Origin of the sequence: Carnobacterium sp. CS13, from assembly GCF_016653495.1 — a bacterium.
In the GTDB taxonomy this organism is placed as follows: Bacteria; Bacillota; Bacilli; order Lactobacillales; family Carnobacteriaceae; genus Carnobacterium_A; species Carnobacterium_A antarcticum.
Genome location: NZ_CP067364.1, coordinates 1,371,059 through 1,396,963, shown reverse-complemented (window position 1 = coordinate 1,396,963; position 25,905 = coordinate 1,371,059). Strand labels below are relative to the sequence as shown.

Annotated in this window: 21 protein-coding genes, 1 pseudogene and 1 other annotated feature; of the genes and pseudogenes, 16 read left to right on the top strand and 6 right to left on the bottom strand. The window is 38.5% G+C overall.

All coding sequences use genetic code 11. From position 1 onward, the window contains the following. Nucleotides 1-4: 4 nt before the first annotated feature. The 10 genes from JHE06_RS06745 (at nucleotide 5) to JHE06_RS06700 (ending at nucleotide 9,463) form a co-directional block, all read left to right on the top strand. Complete coding sequence (locus JHE06_RS06745; RefSeq protein ID WP_058918671.1) at nucleotides 5-853, top strand: methyltransferase domain-containing protein; 849 nt, start codon at nucleotides 5-7, stop codon at nucleotides 851-853. Between the two features lie 384 nt (nucleotides 854-1,237). Then, entirely contained in the window at nucleotides 1,238-2,398 is a 1,161-nt protein-coding gene (queG, locus tag JHE06_RS06740) for a tRNA epoxyqueuosine(34) reductase QueG (RefSeq protein ID WP_058920224.1), read from the top strand. Between the two features lie 21 nt (nucleotides 2,399-2,419). Beyond that, entirely contained in the window at nucleotides 2,420-2,929 is a 510-nt protein-coding gene (gene trmL / locus JHE06_RS06735; RefSeq protein ID WP_058918670.1) for a tRNA (uridine(34)/cytosine(34)/5-carboxymethylaminomethyluridine(34)-2'-O)-methyltransferase TrmL, read from the top strand. 140 nt (nucleotides 2,930-3,069) lie between these two features. Then, entirely contained in the window at nucleotides 3,070-4,824 is a 1,755-nt protein-coding gene (locus tag JHE06_RS06730) for an ABC transporter ATP-binding protein (RefSeq protein ID WP_058918669.1), read from the top strand. Then, nucleotides 4,811-6,556, top strand: a complete 1,746-nt coding sequence (locus tag JHE06_RS06725) for an ABC transporter ATP-binding protein (RefSeq protein ID WP_058918668.1) — start codon at nucleotides 4,811-4,813, stop codon at nucleotides 6,554-6,556. Before JHE06_RS06730 ends, JHE06_RS06725 begins: the two co-directional genes overlap by 14 nt. Nucleotides 6,557-6,666: 110 nt before the next feature. Next, nucleotides 6,667-6,909, top strand: coding sequence for a membrane protein insertion efficiency factor YidD (gene yidD, locus JHE06_RS06720; protein WP_058918667.1), 243 nt, complete (start codon nucleotides 6,667-6,669; stop codon nucleotides 6,907-6,909). A gap of 43 nt (nucleotides 6,910-6,952) precedes the next feature. After that, complete coding sequence (locus JHE06_RS06715) at nucleotides 6,953-7,258, top strand: rhodanese-like domain-containing protein (RefSeq protein ID WP_201088299.1); 306 nt, start codon at nucleotides 6,953-6,955, stop codon at nucleotides 7,256-7,258. Continuing rightward, a complete protein-coding gene (locus tag JHE06_RS06710; RefSeq protein ID WP_201088298.1) occupies nucleotides 7,258-8,907 on the top strand; it encodes an FAD-dependent oxidoreductase in 1,650 nt (549 codons plus the stop codon). The genes JHE06_RS06715 and JHE06_RS06710 overlap by 1 nt, the downstream gene beginning before the upstream one ends. Then, on the top strand, nucleotides 8,907-9,203 hold the full coding sequence (locus JHE06_RS06705) for a rhodanese-like domain-containing protein (protein WP_201088297.1): 297 nt from the start codon (nucleotides 8,907-8,909) through the stop codon (nucleotides 9,201-9,203). Before JHE06_RS06710 ends, JHE06_RS06705 begins: the two co-directional genes overlap by 1 nt. Next, nucleotides 9,203-9,463 carry a metal-sensitive transcriptional regulator gene (locus JHE06_RS06700; protein ID WP_058918663.1) on the top strand — a complete coding sequence of 87 codons (261 nt, stop codon included), beginning with the start codon at nucleotides 9,203-9,205 and terminating at the stop codon, nucleotides 9,461-9,463. The genes JHE06_RS06705 and JHE06_RS06700 overlap by 1 nt, the downstream gene beginning before the upstream one ends. A 66-nt stretch (nucleotides 9,464-9,529) precedes the next feature. Here JHE06_RS06700 and JHE06_RS06695 read toward each other — a convergent pair whose 3' ends face one another. After that, nucleotides 9,530-10,825: an NCS2 family permease gene (locus JHE06_RS06695; protein WP_201088296.1), complete on the bottom strand. Its 1,296-nt coding sequence runs from the start codon at nucleotides 10,823-10,825 to the stop codon at nucleotides 9,530-9,532. A 374-nt stretch (nucleotides 10,826-11,199) separates the two neighbouring features. Between JHE06_RS06695 and JHE06_RS06690 the strand changes: the two genes are divergently transcribed. Next, complete coding sequence (locus JHE06_RS06690; protein ID WP_058918661.1) at nucleotides 11,200-12,258, top strand: BMP family lipoprotein; 1,059 nt, start codon at nucleotides 11,200-11,202, stop codon at nucleotides 12,256-12,258. Between the two features lie 79 nt (nucleotides 12,259-12,337). On the opposite strand, the gene argS is transcribed toward JHE06_RS06690, so the two are convergent. Next, nucleotides 12,338-14,032 (bottom strand): arginine--tRNA ligase, encoded by a 1,695-nt coding sequence (argS, locus tag JHE06_RS06685; RefSeq protein WP_058918660.1) that lies wholly within the window; start codon nucleotides 14,030-14,032, stop codon nucleotides 12,338-12,340. Nucleotides 14,033-14,131: 99 nt separating this feature from the next. Beyond that, nucleotides 14,132-14,347: a binding site (T-box leader), on the bottom strand. Nucleotides 14,348-14,514: 167 nt separating this feature from the next. Here argS and argR point away from each other — a divergent pair. From argR to JHE06_RS06670, 3 genes and pseudogenes are all read left to right on the top strand, one after another. Next, entirely contained in the window at nucleotides 14,515-14,970 is a 456-nt protein-coding gene (gene argR, locus JHE06_RS06680) for an arginine repressor (protein WP_058918659.1), read from the top strand. Between the two features lie 32 nt (nucleotides 14,971-15,002). Next, complete coding sequence (locus tag JHE06_RS06675; RefSeq protein ID WP_201088295.1) at nucleotides 15,003-16,538, top strand: phosphomannomutase/phosphoglucomutase; 1,536 nt, start codon at nucleotides 15,003-15,005, stop codon at nucleotides 16,536-16,538. A gap of 57 nt (nucleotides 16,539-16,595) precedes the next feature. After that, nucleotides 16,596-17,458, top strand: a pseudogene (locus JHE06_RS06670) (aldo/keto reductase). Between the two features lie 47 nt (nucleotides 17,459-17,505). Here the strand turns inward: JHE06_RS06670 and zwf are convergent. Then, on the bottom strand, nucleotides 17,506-18,990 hold the full coding sequence (zwf, locus tag JHE06_RS06665; RefSeq protein ID WP_058918656.1) for a glucose-6-phosphate dehydrogenase: 1,485 nt from the start codon (nucleotides 18,988-18,990) through the stop codon (nucleotides 17,506-17,508). Between the two features lie 278 nt (nucleotides 18,991-19,268). On the opposite strand from zwf, the gene JHE06_RS06660 reads away from it, so the two are divergent. Then, entirely contained in the window at nucleotides 19,269-20,624 is a 1,356-nt protein-coding gene (locus JHE06_RS06660) for a DEAD/DEAH box helicase (protein ID WP_058918655.1), read from the top strand. A gap of 42 nt (nucleotides 20,625-20,666) precedes the next feature. Here JHE06_RS06660 and JHE06_RS06655 read toward each other — a convergent pair whose 3' ends face one another. Then, nucleotides 20,667-21,479 (bottom strand): DUF1189 domain-containing protein, encoded by an 813-nt coding sequence (locus JHE06_RS06655; RefSeq protein WP_201088294.1) that lies wholly within the window; start codon nucleotides 21,477-21,479, stop codon nucleotides 20,667-20,669. Nucleotides 21,480-21,670: 191 nt separating this feature from the next. Here JHE06_RS06655 and JHE06_RS06650 point away from each other — a divergent pair, with 191 nt between their 5' ends. Continuing rightward, nucleotides 21,671-22,279 (top strand): superoxide dismutase, encoded by a 609-nt coding sequence (locus JHE06_RS06650; protein ID WP_058918653.1) that lies wholly within the window; start codon nucleotides 21,671-21,673, stop codon nucleotides 22,277-22,279. 119 nt (nucleotides 22,280-22,398) lie between these two features. Here JHE06_RS06650 and JHE06_RS06645 read toward each other — a convergent pair whose 3' ends face one another. After that, a complete protein-coding gene (locus JHE06_RS06645; protein WP_201088293.1) occupies nucleotides 22,399-23,037 on the bottom strand; it encodes a pentapeptide repeat-containing protein in 639 nt (212 codons plus the stop codon). Beyond that, on the bottom strand, nucleotides 23,030-25,777 hold the full coding sequence (locus JHE06_RS06640) for a YfhO family protein (RefSeq protein ID WP_201088292.1): 2,748 nt from the start codon (nucleotides 25,775-25,777) through the stop codon (nucleotides 23,030-23,032). Before JHE06_RS06640 ends, JHE06_RS06645 begins: the two co-directional genes overlap by 8 nt. Between the last annotated feature and the right edge of the window lie 128 nt (nucleotides 25,778-25,905).

Here is a 25,905-nt window from a genome sequence, read left to right as displayed (position 1 = left end):
TAATGTGAAAAAAATTGATTCAGCAGCACAATTCTTGACCGAACAAATGGATTTATTTCAGTGTCCAGTTTGCCGCCAAGCTTTCCAACAAGTAGAAAACAGAAGCTTACGGTGTGAATCCGGTCATTTATTTGATTTGTCAAAAAAAGGAACTCTTTATTTTTTATTGAAAGGTTCAAAAAACGAATACGATAAAGAAATGTTAACTGCGCGGTTCCAGATAGCTCAAGCAGGCTTGTTTGATCCTTTACTGGACTCTGTGTATCAGCACATACAAAATAAAGAAACCGGCCATCTTTTGGATGTTGGCTGCGGAGAAGGTTCGCAACTCGACTATTTAACAAAATTAGGTTTAAAAGGTCAAAAAATCGGTTTCGATATTTCTAAAGATGCAATTCAGTTAGCTGCCAGTCATTTTACCAGCGCTTTTTGGTGTGTGGCTGATTTAGCCCAGTCGCCTTTTGCAACGAGTCAATACGATACCATTTTGAATATTTTCTCCCCTTCCAATTACCAAGAATTTGAGCGCTTATTGAAGCCGGGAGGTCAAGTCCTAAAAGTCGTGCCGGAAAAAGATTACTTAATGGAGTTGCGCGCTCTTTTTTATCGTGATCAAAAAGAGCGACAAGATTACTCTAATGAATTAGTGATCAAAAAATTTAAAGAACACTTTTCGTCAATCGAAACCAAACGGGTTCGGTATCAATTTCCTTTAACGGATGATGCTTTTAAAGACTTGATGAAAATGACTCCATTAAGTTGGGGAGCTAGCGAGGCTGCTAAGCAATATGCGATGGAACACCCATTGTCGTACATCACCGTAGACGTTTGTTTATTGATTGGGTCTGACTAGGTAATAGACAAATGTGTCTGAAATGTGAAGGTTGTTTTTTGGGGCTAGCGCTTACAATCCTTTAAGTGTAAGCCAGAGGGTTGCAACCTATCTCTAGGGATGTTATATTACGTATAAGCTATTTTGTTCATTCGTTTTTATCAGGAATCCATCAGATTTTGATAAAAGTTAGTGAGACTAAAAAAGGCTTCATTAACGTATCGTTTCGCAGTGCTGGACACCGAAGCGATGCGTTTTTTTATGCTTTTTTACTAATGACTGTTTTTTTATTAAAACAAACCATTTAATTTACCTATAGAAGATAATTTTTGTTCGTTTTTAAAACAATTATGCTAAAATAAATAGAACACCTTTGTTAAGGAAGGAGTGAGTTTTTTGGCGGCGATGCAAACAGCACTTAAAGAAAAGATTATTGAAGAAAGCAAGCGAATCGGTATCAATAAAATTGGCTTTACAACTGCTGAACCATTTTCTGATTTAGAAAGCAAATTAGAAGCTCAACAAGCCAAAGGGCATCACTCCGGTTTTGAACACAAAGTCATCAAAGAACGGATTTATCCAGAATTGATTTTTGAAAGTCCGCGTTCTATCATTTCGATTGCGTTAGCTTATCCGACTAAAATTGAAAACCCGCCGCCTCGTGTAAAAGGGGAAAGACGGGGAGAATTTGCTCGTGCTTCATGGGGTATGGACTACCATGACATTTTGCGCGAAAAAATGAATCAGTTAATCGATTATATCCGTCAAGAAGCTGGAGATACAGTTACTTATAAACCAATGGTCGACACTGGAGAATTGGTTGATGTAGCTGTTGCTCAGCGAGCAGGATTGGGGTTTATTGGGCGAAACGGCTTGTTGATCACAGAGGAATTTGGTTCTTATGTTTATTTAGGAGAAATTATTACCAATCTAGACTTTCCCAGTGATGAAACGGTTCCTTTTGGTTGTGGTGACTGCACGCGTTGTATAGACGCTTGCCCAACAGGAGCATTGCTGGGGGATGGGCGGATGAATGCCAAGCAATGTCTGTCTTATCAAACTCAAACTAAAGGCATGATGCCGGAAGAATTTAGGCGCAGTATGGGACATGTCATTTACGGCTGTGATATTTGCCAGATTGTTTGCCCTTATAATAAGGGTAAGCATGCGAATGTCCATCCCGAGATGGAACCAGAGCCGGAAAGCGTGATGCCAAAGCTGAAACCAATGCTCAGTATCAGCAATCGTGAATTTAAAGAACAATTTGGGCATATGGCAGGTTCGTGGCGCGGGAAAAAACCGCTGCAGCGCAATTCAATCATAGCCTTAGGGAATTACCGCGATAAATCGGCTTTACCGGATTTGCTGCGGTGCGTTGAAAGAGATCCGCGTCCAGTTATTCGCGGGACAGCTGCGTGGTCGATTGCTAAAATAGTTTCGTATCAAGACGACATGGTTATCGAATTTTTAGAAGAAGCACTTGAAAAAGAAACCGATAAAGAAGCATTTTTTGAAATAAAACAAGCAGTCGTCGCGATCAAAGACAAAAGAACTAAAAGAAATTAATATTCAGGAGGAAAACCGAACATGGCTAATCATATCGTTTTATTTGAACCACAAATTCCTGCAAATACAGGAAACATTGCTAGAACTTGCGCAGGTACCAATACACATCTTCACTTAATTGAACCTTTAGGTTTTTTAACAGATGACAAGCATTTAAAAAGAGCTGGCTTAGATTACTGGAATGACGTCAATATCACCTATCATGCTGATTTAGATGCATTTTTAGATCACGCGAAAAACGGTCAACTGCATCTAATCACAAAATTCGGACATCGTATTTATAGCGAGGTCGACTATACTGATACAGAAGAAGATCATTATTTTATTTTTGGCAAAGAGACTACAGGTTTACCTGAAGAGTTTATGCGTGCCCATGAAGAAGACTGTTTGAGAATCCCAATGGACGATACCCATATCCGTTCTTTGAATCTATCAAATACAGCTGCCATTTTGATTTATGAAGCTTTGCGTCAACAAAACTTTGTAAATATGGAATTGACGCATCACTATCAAAACGACAAACTTGATTAATTTAAAGTGAGACCATTAAAAGAAGAAGCATTCTTTTAATGGTCTTTTTTTGTAGCAAAAAAGGAGTATTCTTCTTGTGAACGTTTTCTATAAAGGCTACAATAAAGAAAAATTCGTGAACAACAGGAAGAGGTTTTTTTATGTTTGATTTATTTAAAAAATTAATGCCTTTTTTCTTGGAGCATAAACAGCGTTATGGGTGGGCTATTTTTATGATGATGATTGGTAACGGACTTGTTTTGATTCCGCCATTTATTATTGGAAAGGTAATCGATGGAATTTATTTAAATCGTTTGACTAGCGGAGCGTTAGGCAAGTTAACTGTAGGATTTATTTTTTCTGTGGTCGTTTCTTACGGAATCGAGATTTTTTGGGGCTACCAGTTGTTTGGAGGAAGAAATGTTTTAACGAGACAATTGCGAAAGCAGTTAATGAAGCATTTTCTGAATATGCGGGCAGTATTTTATGAAAAATTTCGAACAGGTGATTTGATGGCACGAGCGACCAATGATTTGGATGCTATTTCTGAAATGGCCGGTTACGGCATTATGATCACAATGGATTCTACTGCTTTTCTTAGTTTTATTTTAGCGACGATGTTTTTTTCTGTTTCTTGGAAGTTAACGCTTGCTTGCATATTGCCTTTGCCGTTATTAGGTTATTTGCTGAAAAGACTGGGCGATAAGGTACATGTGCGCTATAAAGCTTCCCAAGATGCTTTTGCTGAAATCAATGATGAGGTGTTAGAAGCAGTAGAAGGTGTGCGTGTGGTGCGAGCCTACGTACAAGAAGAGTCGATGATGAATGAATTTAATCGAAAAACAGAAGAAGTTTTACAAAAAAATATAGCCGTAGCTAAAATAAACTCCATGTTTCAGCCTCTCATCAAAATCCTTTTAGGAATCAGTTATGTGCTGGCTTTTGGCTTCGGAGCCCGTTTAGTTTCTCAAGGCGAGATTACTTTAGGACGTTTGGTTTCTTTTCAAGTTTATCTTAGTATGTTGGTGTGGCCGATTCAGTCCATTGGCGAATTGATCAACTTGCTGCAGCAAGGAAATGCATCAATGGACCGAGTTTCAGAAGTTTTGAGAGCTGGGGATAATATGGGGAAAGCAGGGACTCGTGAAATGACCGCTAATGAGTCGGTGCATTTTGATGATCTTGTTTTTCGTTACCCAGCGTCTAAATCCATTAATTTGAATCACGTGGATATCACTATACCGGAAGGAACGACATTGGGAATCGTTGGAAAAACTGGAAGCGGAAAGACGACCTTTATTCGACAGTTGTTGCTGGAGTATCCATCGGGTTCTGGCAACGTGACTATTGGCAGTTTTCCGATAGAAGAATTGGAGCAGAACCAACTGTATTCTAAAATTGGATACGTTCCCCAAGACCATATCTTATTTTCCCGTTCGATTCGTGAAAACATTGCCTTTGGAAAGCTAGCAGCTTCAGAAAACGAAGTCATGGAAGCCGTTCGTCTGGCGAGTTTTGAAGAGGATTTAAGCCGCATGCCAGAAGGATTAGACACACTAATCGGAGAACGGGGAGTAGCTCTTTCAGGAGGACAAAAACAACGGATTTCCATCGCACGAGCATTGTTAAAAAAACCTGCTATTTTAATTTTAGATGATCCGCTTTCAGCAGTAGATGCCCGAACAGAGCAACAAATCATTCGCAATATCCAAACCGCTAGAAAGGATAAGACGACTATTATCACAACTCATCGCTTATCTTCTGTTTATCATGCTCAACAAATCATTGTGTTAGAAAATGGCCGAATCATTGAAAAAGGCACACATCACGAGCTGATTGAAAAAGACGGTTGGTATAAAGAGCAATTTCTTCGCCAACGCTTAAAAGAAGAGGGTGAAAAAAATGAAGACGATTAAAATGTTGTGGTCTTATTCAATGATCAAAAAATGGCATTTTTTAATAGGAATGGTTTTATTGGTCTTAGCGGTAGCCACTGACTTAGCAGGACCTCTGATTATCCGTCGTGTGATTGATGATATCATCGCGCCTTCTTTGAAAGGGACGCTTGACGTAAATTTGCTGATTCAATTTTTAGGATTGTTTCTAGGGCTGGCGGTGCTTACGGCAATTTTCCGCTACCTTAGTTTTTTAGCGTTGACCATCGGAGCAAATACCGTGATTCGATCAATGCGAGACGAATTATATGACCATGTTCAACATTTGCCGATTCATTTTTTTGATAATCTAGCTGCTGGGAAAGTTGTTTCGCGTATCACGAATGATACGGAACAGCTCCGAATTTTTTATGTCATTGCGGTTGGTCAGATGTTGACCAATTTCTGTTATTTAATCGGTATCTATGTGGCTTTAGGCCGTTTAAATCCTGTTTATGGTTTAGCTGCATTAGCGTTGGTACCTGTCTTTATTTTTTGGGCAGTTATTTACCAAAAATATGCGGCGCCTTACAATAAAAAAATCCGTCACTTGATTGGCGAAGTTAATGGCAAGTTAAACGAATCGATTCAGGGAATGTCTATTATCCAAGCGTTTCAACAAGAAACGACAATTGAAAAAGAGTTTGACGAAACCAACGAAGAATGGTTTGATTACAGTCAAAAGTTTACTATGCTGGATTCGATCGCTTCTTACAGTTTTGTGGAAGTAATCAAGAATTTTTCTTTATTGCTGCTAGTTTTATACTTTGGCAGAGGCTATCTTGCTGGTTCATTGGTTGTTAGTGTAGGGCTATTATATGTTTTTGTCGATTATACCACTCGCTTATTTCAACCGATACAAGGAATTGTTTCTCAGTGGGCTTACCTGCAAACGGCTTTAGTTTCTGCTGAAAGAATCTTTGAGCTGCGTGAAACGCCAATGGAAGTTGAAGAAAAGAAAGAATTGATTCTTACAAAAGGGGAAGTGACTTTTGATCACGTTTCTTTCGCATATGAGGAAGAAAAGTACGTTTTAAACGACATTAGTTTTACAACAAAACAAGGAGAAACCGTTGCTTTGGTTGGACATACTGGCTCAGGAAAAAGTTCGATCATGAACTTGCTTTTCCGTTTTTACGACCCTGCAAAAGGCGCTATTTATTTAGATAGTGTAGCAACAACTTCTGTTTCAAGAAAAAGCGTTCGAAAACAAATGGGAATCGTTCTGCAAGATCCTTATTTATTTAAAGGAACGATTGCATCGAATGTTTCTTTAGGAAATAAAGAAATTACACGAGAAAGAGTCAGACAAGCTATTGAAGCCGTAGGAGGGGATATTTTATTACAGAATATGCCGCAAGGAATAGATGAACCGGTAGTGGATAAAGGTGCTACTTTATCTTCTGGACAACGACAATTGATTTCATTCGCACGTGCTTTGGCATTTGACCCGGCTATTTTGATTTTGGATGAAGCAACTTCAAATATTGATACTGAAACAGAAGAGATGATTCAGCATGCGATGTCGGTGGTTAAAGAAGGCAGAACGACATTCATTATTGCCCACCGTTTATCGACCATTCAATATGCGGACCAAATATTGGTGATGGATAAAGGAATGATTGCTGAAAGAGGCACACATGAATCACTTTTAAAATTAAATGGCCAGTATGCTCAGATGTACCGGACACAAGCCAAACAGAAAAAAGCCTAGCAAGAGCTTCCTCTTCATCGAACTGTAAGGAATGGAGAGGGTTCTTTTTTTTGAGCTTTACATTATATACCTATGGGGGTATAATGATTTTAAGAAGGCGAGGAAGAGATATGAAAAAAGTACTGATTACAGGCATCAAAGGGTATCAAAAAGGGATTTCTCCATTATTTCCGCCGACCTGCCGGTATTATCCTACTTGTTCTAGTTACGCCATAGAAGCAATTGAACGCCATGGGGCATTAAAAGGAACAGTGATGGGGACAGCGAGAATTTTGAGGTGCCATCCATTTGTTAAAGGTGGATTTGATCCAGTTCCTGATAAGTTTACCTTAAAACGGAATCAGACAAAATAAAAATCGAGTGCTGTATAAATAGGCACTTTTCAGGAGGAAAAAAATGTTTTTTAAACGTACACCATCAATCACGATAAATGAATTAAGCAGCAAGTTAGCTGAAAAACCGCAAATCCTAGATGTCCGCGAACCAAATGAGTTTAGTGCCGGGCATATTCCTGGAGCGAAAAATATTCCCCTTGGAAAAGTAAGCAGTTATACGCCAAAAGGAAAGACGTACATTATTTGCCAGTCAGGCATGCGGAGTAAGAGAGCGGCTAAACCGCTATTGTCAAAAGGATATGATGTCGTGAATGTCCGTGGCGGCATGTCGTCTTGGACAGGCCAAACAAGAGGAGGAAAATTATAATGCGTATTGTTATTATTGGCGGAGTAGCTGGGGGAATGTCTGCAGCTACTCGCTTAAGACGGTTAAACGAAAAAGCAGAAATTATTGTACTAGAAAAAGGTCCTTATGTTTCTTTTGCTAATTGTGGCTTACCTTATTATGTAGCAGGCGAAATTGAAAATCGGTCTGACTTGTTGGTGCAGACACCTCAACAATTACAAGCTCGTTTTGAATTGGATGTTCGTCCCTTTAGTGAAGCAACAGCTGTTGATCCTGAACGAAAAAGCGTGTCCGTACAGTCAGATAAAGGAAACTACGAATTAACTTATGATAAATTGATTTTATCTACCGGAGCGAAGCCTTTTATTCCGCCTGCGCCTGGTTTAACTGAAGCTAAAAATCTTTTCACTTTACGCTCTGTTCCAGATGTCGATGACATCACTAACTACATTGACACACACCAGCCGACAGAAGCAGTTGTTGTCGGTGCTGGTTTTATCGGTTTAGAAATGACCGAAAGCTTAGCAGCTCGCGGAATCAAAGTAACTCTTATTGAGAAAGCACCGCATGTTTTGCCGCCCTTAGATGAAGAAATGGCAGCTTATATTGCTAAGGAATTAGCCGAGAATGGCGTACGCGTGTTAACCGGAAACTCTGTAACGGCATTTGAAAATGAAGGACAAGTTGTCGTTTTAGAAAACGGCGAAAAAATTAAAAGTGAATTGACTCTCATGTCTGTTGGGGTTCAGCCCGAGTCAAGCTTAGCTGAAACAGCTGGTATCAAGACAGGCTTGCGCAATGGTATTGTGGTAGATGAGGAATACCAAACAAGTCAAAAAGACATTTATGCTGTTGGAGATGCCATTATTGTCAAACAACAAATAACAGGTGATGACGCATTGATTGCATTAGCCTCTCCCGCTAATCGCCAAGGGCGGCAAGTTGCAGATATCATTAGCGGATTGCCAAGGAAAAATAAGGGCAGTATCGGTACAGCAATCGTTCGTGTCTTTAATCAAGTTGCTGCTTCAACAGGACTTTCTGAACGCCAATTACAGCAAGCTGGAGAAAATTATGACAGCGTTCATGTGCAAGGAAAGAGCCATGCTGGTTATTTTCCAAACGCACAGAATTTATTGTTAAAATTGCTGTTCCACCCAGTAACGGGTAAAATCTACGGTGCTCAAGCAATCGGACCAGATGGTGCTGATAAACGAATAGATATTTTGGCGACCGCTATCAAAGCTGGGCTAACGGTAGAGGATTTACCGGAGTTGGAATTTACTTATGCCCCGCCTTTTGGCTCAGCTAAAGATCCAGTAAATATGGCTGGTTATGCTGCATTAAACATTCTTGAAGGATTGTCGGAATCTATTCAATGGTATGAGCTAGAACAAAAGCAAGCTGAAGGCTATTTGCTGTTAGATGTTCGTAACCCAAATGAAGTCGCTCAAGGGCGTTTAGAAGGCTCAATCAATATTCCGCTAGATTCTTTGCGGAGTCGTTTAGATGAATTATCAAAAGAACAGCCGTTGATCGTCAGTTGTCAAAGTGGCTTACGCAGCTATATTGCAGAACGAATTTTAAAGCAAAATGGTTTCCAAGCAATAAATTTAGATGGAGCCTTCAGTCTGTATTCAGTTGTTAGGCCCGGAAAGGTGGAAAAATAATGTATAAATCAATTTCAATACCAGAATTCGAACAAAAATGGAATAAAGCATCCCTGCCATTGATCGATGTGAGGGAAGATCATGAATTTTCTGCAGGACATTTAAAAGAAGCCATTCATATCCCGCTGAATGATTTGCCAGAGAACTTGGACAGCTTAGATAAAAACAAAGAATATTATATCATGTGCCATTCAGGTGGCCGCTCTGCAACAGCCTCTCATTATTTAGCTGATGCAGGCTATCAAGTTGTGAATGTTATGGGAGGAATTTCTGCCTGGAAAGGAGAAAAAATCTAATGAAACACAATCAAAAAGTCATCAATCGTATTAAACGTTCTGAAGGGCAAATGCGCGGAGTTTTGAAAATGATGGAAGAAGGCCAAGAATGTAAAGATATCGTTACCCAATTATCAGCTATCCGTACCAGTATAGACCGGGCAATGGGCATTATTGTTGCTGAAAATTTAGTAGAGTGCGTATCGGATAGTATGAACGAAGGCATTAGCCGTGAAGAAAGCATTCAAGAAGCAATTGATTTGTTGGTTAAAAGCAGGTAACAAAAAAATACCGTTAACGACAGCTTGTTTAGTCGTTAACGGTATTTTTTGTCTGTAGCAATCTATTTACGCTAAGAAAAACAATTGAATAAAGAACAAGACGGCAAAGATGTAAACAAACGGGTGGACCGTTTTTGCTTGTCCTTTGACAGCTTTTGTAATGGGATAAGTGATGAACCCTAAAGCCAGACCCGTTGCAATGCTTCCGGTCAGCGGCATAGATAAAATAACAATAAACGCTGGAAAAGCTTCAGAAAAATCAGACCACTTGATTTCAGCTGTACTGGCCATCATAAATGTACCCACAATGACTAAAGCAGGAGAAGTGATGGCTGAAACACTCGAAATAACACTAAACAGCGGGTAAAAAAAGCTGGATAAAGCAAAGAGAACAGCAATGGTCAAAGCGGTTAAACCTGTACGGCCGCCGGCAGCAACACCTGTTCCAGATTCTGCAAAAGCAGTTGTTGGACTCGTTCCGAAAATAGAACCAACAGTCGTGCCGATTGCATCAGAAAGCAAGGCTTGCTTAGCATTTTCCAGTTTTCCGTCTTTCATTAAGCCGGCTCTTTTGGTCACGCCGATCATAGTGCCAGTCGTATCAAAAATAGTGATCAATAAGAAAGAAATGACCGCGCCATACAAACCATTAGAAGCAATATCGATAAAAGGTGTGATAGGATTTGTAATCATCAAATCAGAACCAAAATCAGGCATAGCTACTAAACCATCGAATTGAATCAGTCCCATAAAATAGCTGATGAGAGTAATAACAACCATTCCAATGAAAAGAGCCCCTTTGACATTTAAAATCGTTAAAACAACGCTTAGCATAATACCGAACAATGTCAAAAGAACAGCTGGATTATGTAAATCTCCTAAGGCAACGATATCCTCTGGATCACCGACGACCACACCTGATAAACGCAAGCCAACAAAGGCGATAAACAGACCGATACCAGCTGTAATAGCAGATTTCAAGGTTTCTGGAATGGCACCAATCAGTTTTTCTCTAAATGTTGTGAACGACAGCAATAAGAAGATGACACCGGCTACGAAGACGGAAGAAAAAGCTGTTTTGTAATCAACTCCACCAGCAACCACTGTTACAAAATAAGCATTTAAACCTAAACCAGGCGCTACACCAATGGGATAGTTAGCAGCTAAAGCCATCCATGTGGTTCCAACAACCGCTGATACAATGGTTGCCATAAAAATTTGATTAAAGGGGATACCGGCTGCAGATAAAATCACGGGATTGACTACAATGATATAAGCCATTGTCAAAAACGTTGTCAAACCTGCTAGGATTTCTGTTTGGACCGTTGTGTTATGTTTTTCTAACTGAAAGAATTTATTCAAAATACTTTCCTCCTAATAAAATATGAAAATGCACCATTTATCATCATAATTCTTTTTCCAGTTGAATGCAATAAAGAGTTGGTTTTTTATATAAGAGAACTGAAAAACTGTTCGCTTTAACCTATAAAAGGATAAGAACAAAATTTTTTCGATTAGTCTTGGGTGGAACACAATTGGCTCTGAAAGTAAAACGTTCCTCAAAATAAGCCGAAATTATTTTAAAAGAAGAGTTAGTTGGCTTTTTCACCTTTAAACACGAACATTAAATCAACTATTTTATTTATATATCGTTTTTAGCTTTACAACGGCTTAGGTGAAATGGTAGGATAAAGAAGTAAACAAGAGGAAAATAAAATTGCTGGAGGGTACATAAAGTGAAAAAGCAACGTTCATTAAGTTTAATCGTAGTTGGTCTAAGTGTAAGTTTGGTATTAGGGGCATGCGGAGCAAACGATTCTGCCAATGCGAGTGGTTCATCTGATGCTTCAGAAGTAAAAACTGTTGGCTTAGTTTCTGATTTTAGCGGAATTGATGACAAATCGTTTAACCAAGCTGCTTGGGAAGGTCTTCAAGCTTGGGGTAAGGAACATGGGATGGAAAAAGGCATCAAAGGTTATGATTACATTCAAGCAGAATCAGCATCCGATTATACGATGAACTTGCAGACGTTGTCTAATAATGGTTTTGATACAGTTGTGGCGATGGGATTCAAGTTAACGGAAGCTCTAACAGACGTAGCACCAGAATACCCAGAAACGAACTTTGCGATCATCGATGTTGAGATGCCGTCAATGGATAACGTTGCTTCACTAGTTTTTAAAGATAATGAATCAGCATTCTTAGCGGGTGTTGCAGCTGGCGAAACGACGATTTCTAACCAAGTCGGGTTTATTGGCGGACAAGAATCTGAGGCAGTCGATCGTTTCGAAGCCGGGTTCATCCAAGGTGTGAAGATGTCTAACCCAGAAGCTGAAGTACGGGTTGAGTATGTAGGTTCTTTCGCTGATTCTGCAAAAGGCAAAGCCATTGCAGCAGCTATGTATACCAATGGAGCAGATGTAATCTACCAAGCAGCTGGAGATTCTGGCAATGGAGTTTTTTCTGAAGCGAAAGACCGGATGAATGCGAAACCGAATGAAAAACTTTGGGTCATCGGAGCAGATCGTGATCAAACTGAAGAAGGACAATACAATGATGGAAGTGTGACACTAACTTCGACATTGAAACAAACAGGTAACGCTATTCAAGATATTGCCAATCGTTCAGCTGATGGAGAATTTCCTGGCGGAGAAGTACTGAACTATGGCTTGGCTGAAGATGGAGTTGGCCTGACAGAGGGACAATTATCTGAAGAAGCATTGAAAAAAATTACTGAATTCAAACAACAAATTATAGATGAAACTATCAGCATTGCTGAAAAACCAGAAAACTAATCTGATGGAACAAAAGAACCCTTAAACCTAAAAATAGGTTTAAGGGTTCTTCTTTGTTGCGATGAAAAGAACGAACAGATTACATTTGGTCTGGAGCTTTAACTCCTAGCAATCTTAAGTCTTCTTTCAAGATAATGGCAACCGTTTGGACTAAAGCCAAGCGGGCCGGTCTGCCAGCATCTTCAACTAAAACTTTGCTATTTGCATAGTAACGGTTGAAAGCTTGCGCTAAGTGCAGTGCATGTTTAGCGATCACAGAAGGTTCGCGTTTTTCATAGGCTCTTTGAATAGTTTCAGGGTATTCTTGCAGCAATTTAACGATTTCCCAACTATAAGCGTCGTTCAGCATATAATCAGCAGCAGGCTCTACTTTAAAATCGCCAGCTTTACGCAAAATGCTCATTGCACGAGCACGTGTGTATTGAACGTAAGGGCCCGTTTCGCCTTCAAAACGTACAACCTCTTCAATAACAAAGTCAAAGTTATTCAACCGATCATTTTTCAAATCATGGAAAACAACTGCGCCAATACCTACTTGGTCAGCAACTTCATTTTTATTTGGCAAGTCAGGATTTTTTGCTTCAATTTGTTGATGAGCTAGGTCTATGGCCTCGTTTAAAACTTCTTCTAGTAAGACGATTTTACCTTGACGAGTAGACAGTTTTTTGCCGCCTTGGGTAATTAAACCGAATGGGATGTGGTGCATGTCTTCAGACCAAGCGTATCCCATTTCATTTAAAACAGCTTTTAATTGTTTGAAATGATTGCTTTGTTCATTGCCGACAACGTATAAACTTTGAGCAAAATCATATGTCCGTTTCCGATAAAGTGCAGCAGCTAAATCACGTGTAATGTACAATGTAGCTCCATCTGATTTTTTGATAAGAGCAGGGTTCAAGTTGTACTTTTCTAAATCAACAATACTAGCTCCATTATCAACCGTTAATAGGTGTTTTTCTTCTAACAGATCAACAATTTCTTGCATCTTATCATTGTAGAAAGCTTCGCCGTTAAAGGAATCAAAAGTAATGTCTAACATATCATAAATATGGTTAAACTCTTTTAACGATTCTTCACGGAACCATTTCCAGAGTGAAACAGCTTCTTCATCAGCGTCTTCTAATTTTTTGAACCATTCACGTGCGTCATCATTTAATTCTGGTTGTTCTTCAGCGACAGCATGGAACTTCACGTAAAGACGCAGCAACTCAGCAATAGGTTCAGCATCGATTGCTTCAGCGTTGCCCCAAAGTTTGTAGGCAACGATCAACTTACCGAATTGAGTGCCCCAATCGCCTAAGTGATTGATTTTAATCGGTTTATAGCCCACTTTAGCATAAATATTAGCTAAAGCATTTCCGATAACAGTTGAACGCAAGTGGCCCATTGAAATAGGTTTAGCAATATTGGGCGAAGACATATCGATAGGAACTTGGCTGCCTGCTCCAATCGCTAAATCTCCGTATTGTTCACCTTGTGTTAAAACATCCTTCAAAACAGCTGCACTTACAATTGATTTATCCAAGAAAAAGTTTAAATATGGACCGACCACATCAATTTTTGCAACCATTGGAGAAGTTACTTTCACTCCTAGATCGGCAGCAATTTGTTGTGGAGCTTTGCGAAAAACTTTAGCTAGTGAAAATGTAGGGAACGCAACATCTCCATGTTCGGCTGACTTTGGTTTTTCAAGTAAATTGAAAATAGCTTCAACGGATAATGTGTCTCCAATTTGTTCTTGCAGTGCTTCAGCAACGATTAATTTATAATTCATTACATTTTTCCTCCTATTAAATATGACTAGATGAGGTTCATCTATCATTCGTTTTAGACATAAAAAAAACGCCCTGATTTGATTCTATGACTAGATCAAAAAAGAGACGAGGTTGAGCCCGCGGTACCACTCTTGTTGCTTCATCAAAAATGAAGCCACTTGTTTTTAGATAACGGCAAACAAAACCGAATAATTCTACTGCAGTTCGAATTATTTTCTCTGAAGTGCGTTTCCTGATTTTTTGCTGCTGGCTCTCACCGTCCCAACTCGCTTAAAACAATCGAAAATCAGTACTCTCTTCATCAACGAAAGTGTGTTTTTTACTTATAGCCAATTATAGCAAACCCATTGAACAATTCCAATAGTTAAAAAAAAGAATTTTTATTCATCTTTTTTTAAATAAATCGTTAAATCTAAGCGTATTCATGTTTTATTTGGTATAATAATAAAGAATCGTTTAATTATAAGGAGGTCTGAACAGTATGAAAAAATCAAATCGACAATTAGCTATCAAACAAATCATTAACAATTATGATATCGCCACTCAAGAAGAGTTATTGCATTACTTGAAAAAAGAAGGTGTAGAAGCGACGCAAGCAACGATTTCGCGTGATATCAAAGAGATGCATCTAGTTAAAACGACCACTTCAAATGGAAATGTCAAATACACGCTTTTCCAAAACAATAAAATGTCTAATGAAGAAAAATTGCAATCGACATTAGGGGAAGTGGTCATCAAGTTAACAAGAGTTCAATTTATGACGATTTTGATGACGATTCCTGGAAATGCACATGTCATCGGAGCACTGATGGATGCCATTGATTTCCCGGAAAAAGTTGGCACGATTGCTGGAAACGATACCTGTTTAATTATTTCGAAAAATGAAGAAGAGGCCATTAAGATGTATGATTATTTACATAAATGGGTCAATGAGTAACCATCAAAAAAATAATACTTGGAGGTCATTAGATGTCACAAACGCCCCTTTCTGGTTTGGCTAGTTTACAAAATGGATCGGATATCCGCGGAATTGCCATACAAACGGATCAGTATGAAGTTACATTGACGGACGAGCGAATTGAAGCTATTGCTTACGGTTTAGCTGTTTGGCTGAAAGAAGCCAAACAATTAAAAGTGACCGATGAAAAGAAACCTTTAAAAGTAGCGATCGGCTACGACAGTCGGTTATCAGCTAAACGCATCCAGACGGTTTTAATCAAAGGATTGACGAATACAGGAATCGATATTGTTGAAGTGGGGTTGGCTACAACTCCCGCGATGTTTATGTCGACCCAGTATGAAGAATACAATTGTGATGCTGCTATTATGATTACAGCTAGTCATCTGCCATATGAATACAACGGGTTAAAATTTTTTACAAAAGATGGCGGAGCAGAACATGAGGACATTCAGTTTATTTTAGAAAAAGCAGACTGGGAAAATATCACATGGGAAACGGATCAAGGTTTGGTTATCTCTCAGCCTTTATTGACGGCTTATGCAGCTGATTTAGTCGCTAAAATACAAAAAGGCATCAATGATCCCATTAACTATGAAAGACCTTTAACAGGGCGTCATATCATCGTAGATGCAGGAAATGGTGCAGGTGGTTTTTTTGCAACGGAAGTTTTGAAAAAATTGGGCGCCGATATCACAGGCAGTCAGTTTTTAGATCCAGACGGGCATTTTCCAAATCATATTCCTAATCCAGATAACAAAGAAGCGATGAAAAGTATTCAAACAGCAGTTTTAGCTCATCAAGCAGATTTAGGTGTTATTTTTGATACGGATGTAGACCGATCAGCTTTAGTCGATAACCATGGAGTTACTTTAAACCGCAACAATTTAATCGCTGTTATTTCAGCTATCTTAATAAAAGAACAACCTGGCACAACGATTGTTACCAATTCTACAACTTCAGAACATTTGAAGGTCTTTATTGAGTCGTTAGGCGGCAAACAAAGTCGTTATTTGACTGGTTACCGAAACGTTATCAACCAAGCACTGAAATTAAACCAAGAAGGAATCCCGACCAGCTTAGCTATTGAAACAAGTGGTCATGCAGCGCTGAAAGAAAATTACTTTTTAGATGACGGAGCTTATTTGGTCGCTAAAATTTTAATGACAGACGCTATTTTACAAAAAGAAGGCAAAACCATTGTGAGTTTGATTGAAGAATTGAAGCAGCCTGTAGAAACCGATGAAGTTCGTTTCGCTATTTTAGGAGAAGACGTGCAGCAAATAGGTAAAGAAACCATTGCAGCATTTGAAACATTTATTGGTCAGACCTCCGATTTAGCAGTTGATCCGGATAATTTAGAAGGCGTCCGTGTCAATACGAGCGGGAAATATGGAGCCGGATGGTTATTGCTGCGCATGAGTTTACATGAACCATTATTAGTTTTGAATCTAGAAAGCGATCAAAAGGGTGCAATCAAACAATTGCGGCAAGATTTAAAAGCCTTTTTTACTGCACAAGATAACTTAGATTCTTCTCGCTTGTAATTTTGAGCAGAATTGTCCTATGATAAGAGAGTAAATACGAAAGAGGAGCTGTTTGTTATGGGGAAAGCATTACTTGAGAGTTATGAACTGTATAATGGGGTGAAGATCCCAAAATTAGGACTTGGTGTTTTCCTAATGAAAGATGAGGAAGAATTAGTTGAAGCAGTCAAATCGGCTGTGGAGATTGGTTATCGTCATTTCGATACAGCTAAAATTTATGGAAACGAAGAATACTTAGCACGCGGCTTGAAAGAGTCGGGGATACCACGTGAAGAACTTTTCTTGACTTCAAAAGTATGGAATTATGACCAAGGTTTCGAGCAAACGAAAAAAGCATTTCAAGAGAGTTTAGATAAATTGGGAACCGATTATTTGGATTTGTACTTAATTCACTGGCTGCACCAAAATTTGTTGAAACTTGGAAAGCAATGATCGAATTGTATGAGGCTGGAAAAATTCGTGCCATTGGGGTTTCAAACTTCCAAATTCATCATTTAGAAGAATTGAAAAACCAAGGATTGATGCAACCGATGATCAATCAAATCGAGACACATCCAGAATTTCCGCAGCATGAACTTCATGAGTATATGAAAGCCAACGGCATTATTCATGAAGCTTGGGGACCATTAGGTCAAGGAAAATCAGGTTTGTTGTCAAATCCTGTCTTAGTAGATATCGGCCAAAAATACTTTAAAACGCCTGCTCAAGTTATTTTGCGTTGGCATTTAGAACGAGGAGAAGTCGTTATTCCTAAATCTGTTCACGCAGACCGTATTAAAGAAAATAGCGAATTGTTTGATTTTTCTCTGACGGATGAAGACATGGCTCAAATCGCTACATTAAATACAGAAACTCGTTATGGGGGAGACCCAGACGACCAAGAACGTATGAAAGCAACGTCTATTAGACCAGAAGCTTAATAAAAACCCCTTTGTCTATAAAATCTAGGCAAAGGGGTTTATTTTTTTTATTCTTTAGTCGGACACCAGTGCCACTGGAAACCGTCTTTTGTTAACAAAAGATCGCTTTCGATTGGCCCCATTGAACCGCTTGGATAGTTCGGGAAGTCGATGGTCTCGTTGTCCCATGCTTGGCGGATAATATCGACAAACTTCCATGAGCTCGCAACTTCATCCCAGTGAGTAAAGTTTGTTGAATCACCATTTAAACAATCTAAAATAAGTTTTTCGTACGCTTCGGGACTATTAGCAGTCGTTTCAGCAGAATGCTTCTGTTCCAGTTTCAAGGTCTCCGTTTCCAGCCCAAGTCCTACTTTTTTAGTGTTCAGTTCTAAAGAGAAACCTTCTGTTGGCTGGATATAAATCGTTAATACATTTGGAGGCAACGGTTCATCGCTATTATCGTTAAATAAATTCAAAGGGACATTTTTAAATTCAATATCGATTTGTGTTCCTTTTTCGGCTAGACGTTTACCAGTTCGGAAATAGAAAGGTACACCTGACCATCTGAAATTATCGATCATGATTTTTCCGGCAACAAAAGTTTCCGTTTGCGAATCGGGAGCAACATTCAACTCCTCGCGATACCCTTCGAAGTGTTCGCCATTGACCGTACTGCGGCCATATTGACCCCGTACCAAGTAATGCGGAACATCTTCAGGTTTGAATAAGCGGACAGCTTGAAGTGCTTTAATTTTTTCAGCACGAATTTCTTTATCATGCAAGCGTGTAGGAGGTTCCATAGCAAGTAAAGAAACCATTTGGAGAATATGGTTTTGCAGCATATCTCTTAACGCGCCGCTAGTATCGTAATACCCGCCGCGTTCTTCAACTCCCAGAGATTCGCTTAATGTGATTTGAATATTGTCGATGTAGCGATTATTCCACATAGATTCAAACATATTATTAGCAAAACGAACCGCTGAAATATTCTGCACCATTTCTTTGCCAAGGTAGTGATCGATTCGGTAAATTTGATCTTCTGCAAAGGATGCGCGAATTTGTTCGTTTAATTCTAAGGCACTACTGTAATTGTGACCAAAAGGTTTTTCAATGATCAAACGGTTAAAGCCAGAATCTGTCAACAATAAACCGTCTTTTAAGTTCTGTGAAATAATGCCAAAAAAGTTAGGAGACATAGCTAAGTAGAATAAGCGGTTGCCTTCTAATTGATACTTTTCATCTAACGTTTCAGTCAGCTTTTTCAAGGTGCTGTAATGCTCAATATCCGTCACGTTATGCGATTGGTAATAGAAGTGGCTAGCAAATTCAGCTGCATGTTCATAAGACTCTGCCAATCCATTGATTGAATCCATTACGATGTCACGGTAGTACTCGTCTGTCCATTCTCTTCTTGCTGTTCCAATGACTGCGAACTTTTCGGCCAGAAAGCCTTTTTTGTATAAGCGATAAAGAGAAGGGTATAACTTTCTCTTTGCTAGGTCTCCAGTTCCACCAAAAATGGTGAATAGAGCGATTTTTTCTTTACTCATTTGTCTTTACCTCTCCTTCAATCTAACCCCTATGTTTACTTATAAATGTTTAGCGTGCGGTTATCTTATACATTGTACTGTTTTTTTGAGTTTGAATCAATTACTCTTTCTCTCATTTTTCTGTTCTTTTCTTAGCACTGAAGAAAAACCTAGCGAGAATTGATCTTGAAAAACAATGGCAAAATCTTAATAAAGCTAGCATTTTAGTAACGAAATAGGACAATTTGTGTTACAATACGAAGGATGCAAAAGAGTATCGAGAGAAAAGAGGCGTAACAATGAACCATACATTTGAAAAATTTGATTTACAACCATTCTTAATACAAGCTATTAACGAAATAGGCTTTACTGAACCGACAGAAGTTCAAGATAAACTTATTCCAGCAATAAAAAAAGGAAAAAGCGTCATTGGACAATCGCAAACCGGATCAGGAAAAACGCACACCTTCTTGCTGCCGTTGATCAATGCGATCAACCCAGGGAAAGAAGAAGTTCAAGTTGTCATTACGACTCCAAGTCGTGAGTTGGCGGAACAGATTTACCAAGCAGCTCTTCAATTGGTAGAAAAAGCGCCTGAGAAAATTATCGTGCAAACTTACGTAGGTGGCACAGACAAAAAACGGCAAATGGCTAAATTGGCGGGCACACAACCGCATGTTGTTATTGGAACACCAGGACGTATTTTAGATTTAGTAACGGAAAATGCGTTATTGATCCATACAGCACCTGTATTGGTGATTGATGAGGCAGATATGACACTGGATATGGGCTTTTTAACAGATGTCGATCAAATCGCCAGCAAATTGCCAGCTAATTTACAAATGTTGATTTTCTCAGCAACGATTCCCAATAAATTAAAACCGTTTTTGAAAAAGTACATGGAAAATCCTTTGTATGAACACATCCAACCAAAAGAAGTTATTTCTTCGACCATTGAAAACTGGTTGATCTCTACTAAAGGCAGAGATCGGGTTGATGTTATTTATGAATTGCTGATGATCGGCCAACCTTACCTAGTGATGATTTTTGCTAATACCAAAGCAAAAGTTGATGAAATTGCGGGAGGTCTTAAGGCGAGAGGAGTAAAAGTAGCCACTATTCATGGAGATATTCCACCACGTGAGCGTAAACGTGTCATGAAACAAGTGCAGAATTTGGACTATCAATTTGTTGTAGCTACTGACCTAGCTGCTCGCGGAATTGACATCGAGGGCGTTTCTCATGTTATCAATGCAGAAATACCACGTGATTTAGATTTCTTTATTCACCGAGTAGGCCGGACAGGACGTAACAACCTAAAAGGAACGGCAATTACTTTATATGGACCAAGCGATGAAAACTTGATTGCTGATATTGAAAAATTAGGGATCACATTTGAACCTAAAACCGTTAAAAATGGTGAAATCACGGATACATTTGACCGTAAACGTCGTGCGCAACGTGAGAAGAAAACAACCGATCCGATTGACCCAGAAATAAGAGGGATGATGAAGAAAGCGAAGAAAAACATCAAACCTGGTTACAAGAAAAAAATGGGACGTGCTATTAAAGCAAGCAGTTTGAAAAAACGTCGTGTTGAACGCCGTACACAAGCGAATGCAATCAAAAAAGCCAATAAAAAGGCCAACAAATAAAAAAACTCTGAAAAATCGAGACTTCGATTTTTCAGAGTTTTTTTATTTACCCGGTAAAGTTTCTTTGGGTATTTTTTTTATAGCTAAATAATAAATATAAAGCGTTACTACTAGTTTTGTCTCTAATTGAAAATAGGGAGTTAAATCAAAACTATTTAAAAGAGCAAAGAAAAGAGTCGGCAAAGTTGAAGCAAACAATACAAGTCTCCAATTCGCTGCAAACCGTAGTGGGCGTCGACTAAAAGTAGCGACTAAGTTAGCAAAAACGGTATACAATAAATTGTAAACCAGCATAATGATTAAACTCATCAACCAAATAATGCCAAAAGAGAGGATCAAAACAAAACTATTCATTGTCTGCATGCCAAGGACAAGATCAGTAAAGAATTGATCTGTAACACCGTTCATTTTGGTATAAGACAATTCAACTGGATAACCAGGTGCGCTGATATAAAAACGATCTTTGAGCAGCGCAATGCCGATAGTCGTACCGATTCTATTTTTGTCAACATCCTCAACACTTTGCTCACCAGCAGGATCGAAAGTGAAAATGATGGAATCTGTTTGATAAATAAAACTTTCTCCAGGTTTATCAGTAACTAATTGATCATTTTCAATCTTGAAAGCAGGAAGGTGTTCAGAAATGGTTTGCCCATCTTTATTGAAGTCATTTAAGATACGATTTCCTTGAATCCAAGTAGGGATCGCTGTAATGAATGCAAGAAATAAAAGATAAAGAAAAATTTTTCCTTTTTTTAATTTACGTGCTTCAAGTAATTCTTCCGGACGACTAACGGAAGCCATGAATAATTTGACTAATTGAATATAAATCCCTCCTAACATTATTTTAGACAAAAGCTGTTCTTTATTATTGTAATCTTTTGAGGCTTGAAACTCAATATCTCCGAAGAAGATCTCATGATTCTGACAGAATGGCCGTTTCCGATAAAAAAAGAGCAAAGGCTTTGAAATTTGGGATGAAAGGTGTTACATTTAAAGAGTAGCAAAGCAATGACAAAATATATATTATACGGAGGAATTTAATTATGGCTTATGAATTACCAGAATTACCTTATGCATATGATGCATTAGCACCATCTATTGATGAAGAAACGATGCATTTGCATCATGACAAACATCACAACACTTATGTAACAAACTTGAATAAAGCAATTGAAAAACATCCTGAATTAGGAGAAAAATCAATTGAAGAGTTGGTTGCTGATTTGTCTGCAGTTCCTGAAGACATTCGTACAGCAGTTCGAAACAACGGTGGCGGACATGCTAATCATAGCTTTTTCTGGAAAATTCTTTCTCCAACAGGCGGCGGCGAGCCAACTGGCGAATTAAAAGAAGCAATCGAATCTACTTTTGGCAGCTTAGACAAATTTAAAGAAGAATTTGCAGCGGCAGCAACTAGTCGTTTTGGCTCTGGCTGGGCTTGGCTAGTAGTAGATGGCGGGAAATTAGCGATCACTTCAACACCAAACCAAGATTCTCCATTATCTGAAGGCAAAACTCCAGTAGTAGGGTTAGACGTATGGGAACATGCTTATTACCTAAACTACAAAAATGTACGTCCAGACTACATTAAAGCATTCTGGAATGTAGTTAACTGGGAAGAAGCAGCAAAAAATTACGCAGCAGCAAAATAAAGTAATGCTAATAAAAAAAACAGACAGGCGTTCATTCGTCTGTCTGTTTTTGTGTCTGTTAAAAAAGAACCTGCTTGAGAATAGTACTTTTCTCAAACAAGTTCTTTTTGTTTTGCCTATTAGTTGATCTGAATGCCTAATGCTCCAGCAATAACCAGTGCTTGTCCCGCATTTAAGATGCTTCCTCTAAGCAAGTCAGTGGAAACGGCAATTTGTTCAAAAGTAGATGAACTTAAATCCAGTCCTTTTAGATCTGTTTGCATTAAATTAGCTCCATTTAAATCACAAGCTTTAAAAAGCAGCTGCTGCCATTTGATTTCGAAAAAATCACTTTCAATTAAAGCTGTTTCTTCAAAACATACCCGTTTTAAAGAAGTATAGCTGAAAGAACTATAGTTGCCGAAACAATGCTTAAAATAGGTATCCATGATAGAAGCTTCAGCAAAATTTGTTCCTAGAAATTTAGTGTTTGAAAAGTGAACACGGTGAACGATTGCTTCAATCAATTCGGTATTGCTGATGTTGCATTTTTCAAAGCTTACATCTAGCAATTCTAATTGGCGAAAGCGGCAGTTTTCAAAACTGACGTTAATAAAAGAAACGCTCTTAAAACAGACTTTTTCAAAATCAGCATCGCTTAACGTGCAGTCTTGAAAAACGACATTGGTATAATAAGCCTCATCTTCTAACTCATCAAAAGTAGCTGGGGTCAGAGTGGCAGGTATTTTAGGTGGTGCGATTTTAATTAATTTACTCATAGAGATCTCCTTTTAAAGTTGTAGTAGATTTTCGTGAAATTAAGTGAGTCAGTAATAAGAAAAGGGCAGAAATAACAGATACGATGACACCTTCTTTAAACAGTGGTGTTCGATAATCAAGGGTGACAGTATGTTTCCCAGGCGTAATTGGAACAGCCAGTAAACTATCGAGTGCTTTTTCGGTTTTCACAGGAATGCCGTCAATCTGAGCACTCCAGCCTTTGCTATAAGGAATAGAAGTGAACAATACTTGTTGATCATCCTGAATGGTAACTTCGCCTTTAAAATGAGTACTGCTATGTTCCGAAACAGTCATGCCGCCTTGTTGCAAGTGATCTATGGCATCGGAAAAGACTGTTTGATCCAGTCGATACAATTGAAAGTCATCGAGTTTAAGAGACGATTTTTTTAAATTGAATTTAATAGTGATCGTATCTTCTTTGTTCAAGTTTGCCAAATTTAAAACCAATAAATCTCGATAAGTTGGGTATTGAGTAAATGGAACGCCATTCAAATAAATTGAAACATCTTCGTCTTTCACATTTGGACTCAGAGTTAGGTAATAAGCATCATTCGTCTTAGGAGTAAACTGAAACGACACTGCTGCGTCTTGATTAGCAATTTGTTTCGTATATGTGTGATTGTGTGTAGAACTAACACCAGTTACATTTTGATAAACCGTGCTCGTAAAATCTGTTGGGATAAACAAGTGATTTGTTTCAGGCAAACCAACTAAAGCGTTCAATATGTTCTCTTGTAATTGAATTGGCTGACCCGCGATCAGCGGAACATCTAAAATCGCTTGATTGCTGCCGAACATAATGGGCAGGGCATTAGGGTTTTGATACAAAACAGTACGGTTCGTCTCAGCAACAGGCTGATAAGAACGTAAGTCAGGCTTGGTTTGCATCAAGGATAATTGAAATTCCGTATTGGCAGGATGAGCAGGTTCTTTAGCGTCTATCGTTTTAAGCAAAGAAACATCTTTTAACAACTCATCTTCTTGTTCAGGCAATCGGTAAAGGGCATTTTGTTCACTGATGTAATATTTGATTCCAAAGAGCGCATCGGTGAAAACTGTTCCGTTTGCATAAACGATAAACCCATCTCCAACCGGGAATCCCAAATCGCCGAATAATTGCGGAATTTCTTTTTCAAAAGTTGAACTGAAATGCGATACGCTCGGGTAATCTGCTTGAAAGCTATCATTTTTTGAACGTAAAAACGTCTTCTCAATTCGATAAAAATCGTTGTCTTCTTTTTGTATGGCGGAAATATCGGTATCTAGTATGTTTTGGTACGTCGAAAAAGAGTCTTGTTTGACATAGCTCAAGCGCGATAAATCAATTTGGGCGTTTATCCCCATTTCTACTGTTGTGATCAGAAACAGAACGAGCGGCAACCAACGATAACGTTGCGGTTTAATGATCAGCATAAAAATAATCAGTAAAGTAAACAAAATGGTCAACACAAGTTGTTCCGGATAAACAAAATCGAAGTTGCCTTGATAAACAGAAAGACAAACAACAGCGGTTAAGCTGACACTAAAGAATGTCTCTAGTGGTTTTAAGCCTTTCATATTCATGAAACTTCTAAATCCATTTAAAATCATGAAGAAACAAACGACAAAAGAAAAACGATAAGGATACCAAATAGGGTACTGCATGGCATGCCAAACCATATTAAAAGCTTTTAAATTCATGGAAACCACATATAAACTCATTAAAGCGACAGCAGTAAGCCGTTCTCGCAAAGGAAAAGTGCGATTGGAAAAGTAACAACCAAAAGAAACGATTGCTAGACTTCCAATAAAAAGGTTCGGGTAGCCGCTAGGCATTTGGTCAAAGTTAAAAGCACCAATGACCAGTTTTGAAAGCATTTCATGGAATGGATATGCTAATTCCCAGTCAAAAGCCAATTTAGTGTAGCTGGCTTTGCTGCCCAGCAAAGAATAAAAAGTTGGCAGCAATAAACCAGCAGCTAAGCCGGCCCCTAATAAGGAATGCCAAGCAAATAAAAATAAAGAATGAAGATTTGCTTTGATTTTGTCTTTTAAAGTTAAGGTGGAGGGATACGTCATTCCGATCAACCGGAATAAAAAGTACCCGACTAGAAATAAACAAATCATATACCCAATATAATAATTCGCAAACAATGTCAAAGCTAAGAAAATCGAATAGGTCAATCCTTTGTTTTGGTTTAACAACCGTTCAATTCCTAAAGCTATAAGAGGTAAAAAGATCAACCCGTCAAGCCACATAATGTTTAATTGATTAACGATGGTATACCCCATCAAAGCATAACTGATCGAAAAAGCAGCTAAGCTAAATCCTTCTCCATTAAACCCTTTTTTTAATAACCACCCAAAACTTAATCCCGTTAAACTAATTTTCAGTACCGTTAAAAAGGTAATAGCAAACGGCAGTTGGTGATGTGGAAAAAATAAAAAAACTACATTGAAAGGACTGGTTAAATAATAAGCCCACAAGCCAACCATATCTCCGCCGATAGCTTTAGAAAAAGAGTAAAAGAAACTCGATGGGTCTTCAAAAAAAGTTTGCCGGTAATAGGCATAAAAGTCGACGTATTGTTGGCCTAAATCAACTGTCATCAGCGAACTGTTCCCAAAAGGATAAACTCCTTGAATGATGTAAATGAGCGACATCGTTAGGAATGGGACAAAAAAGGCTAGTAAAAGCGGCCAGTAGTTATAAAAAAAAGCTTTAATTGTTTTTTGCATACGATTCACCTCAATAAATAATAGAATAAAAAGCAGAAGAGTGGCTTCAGACCGCTGCACGAATGGAAATGTCAAAACCAATTTAAAATAGATGGTTTATCTTGTTGGTTAATAAGCTTTATTGATTG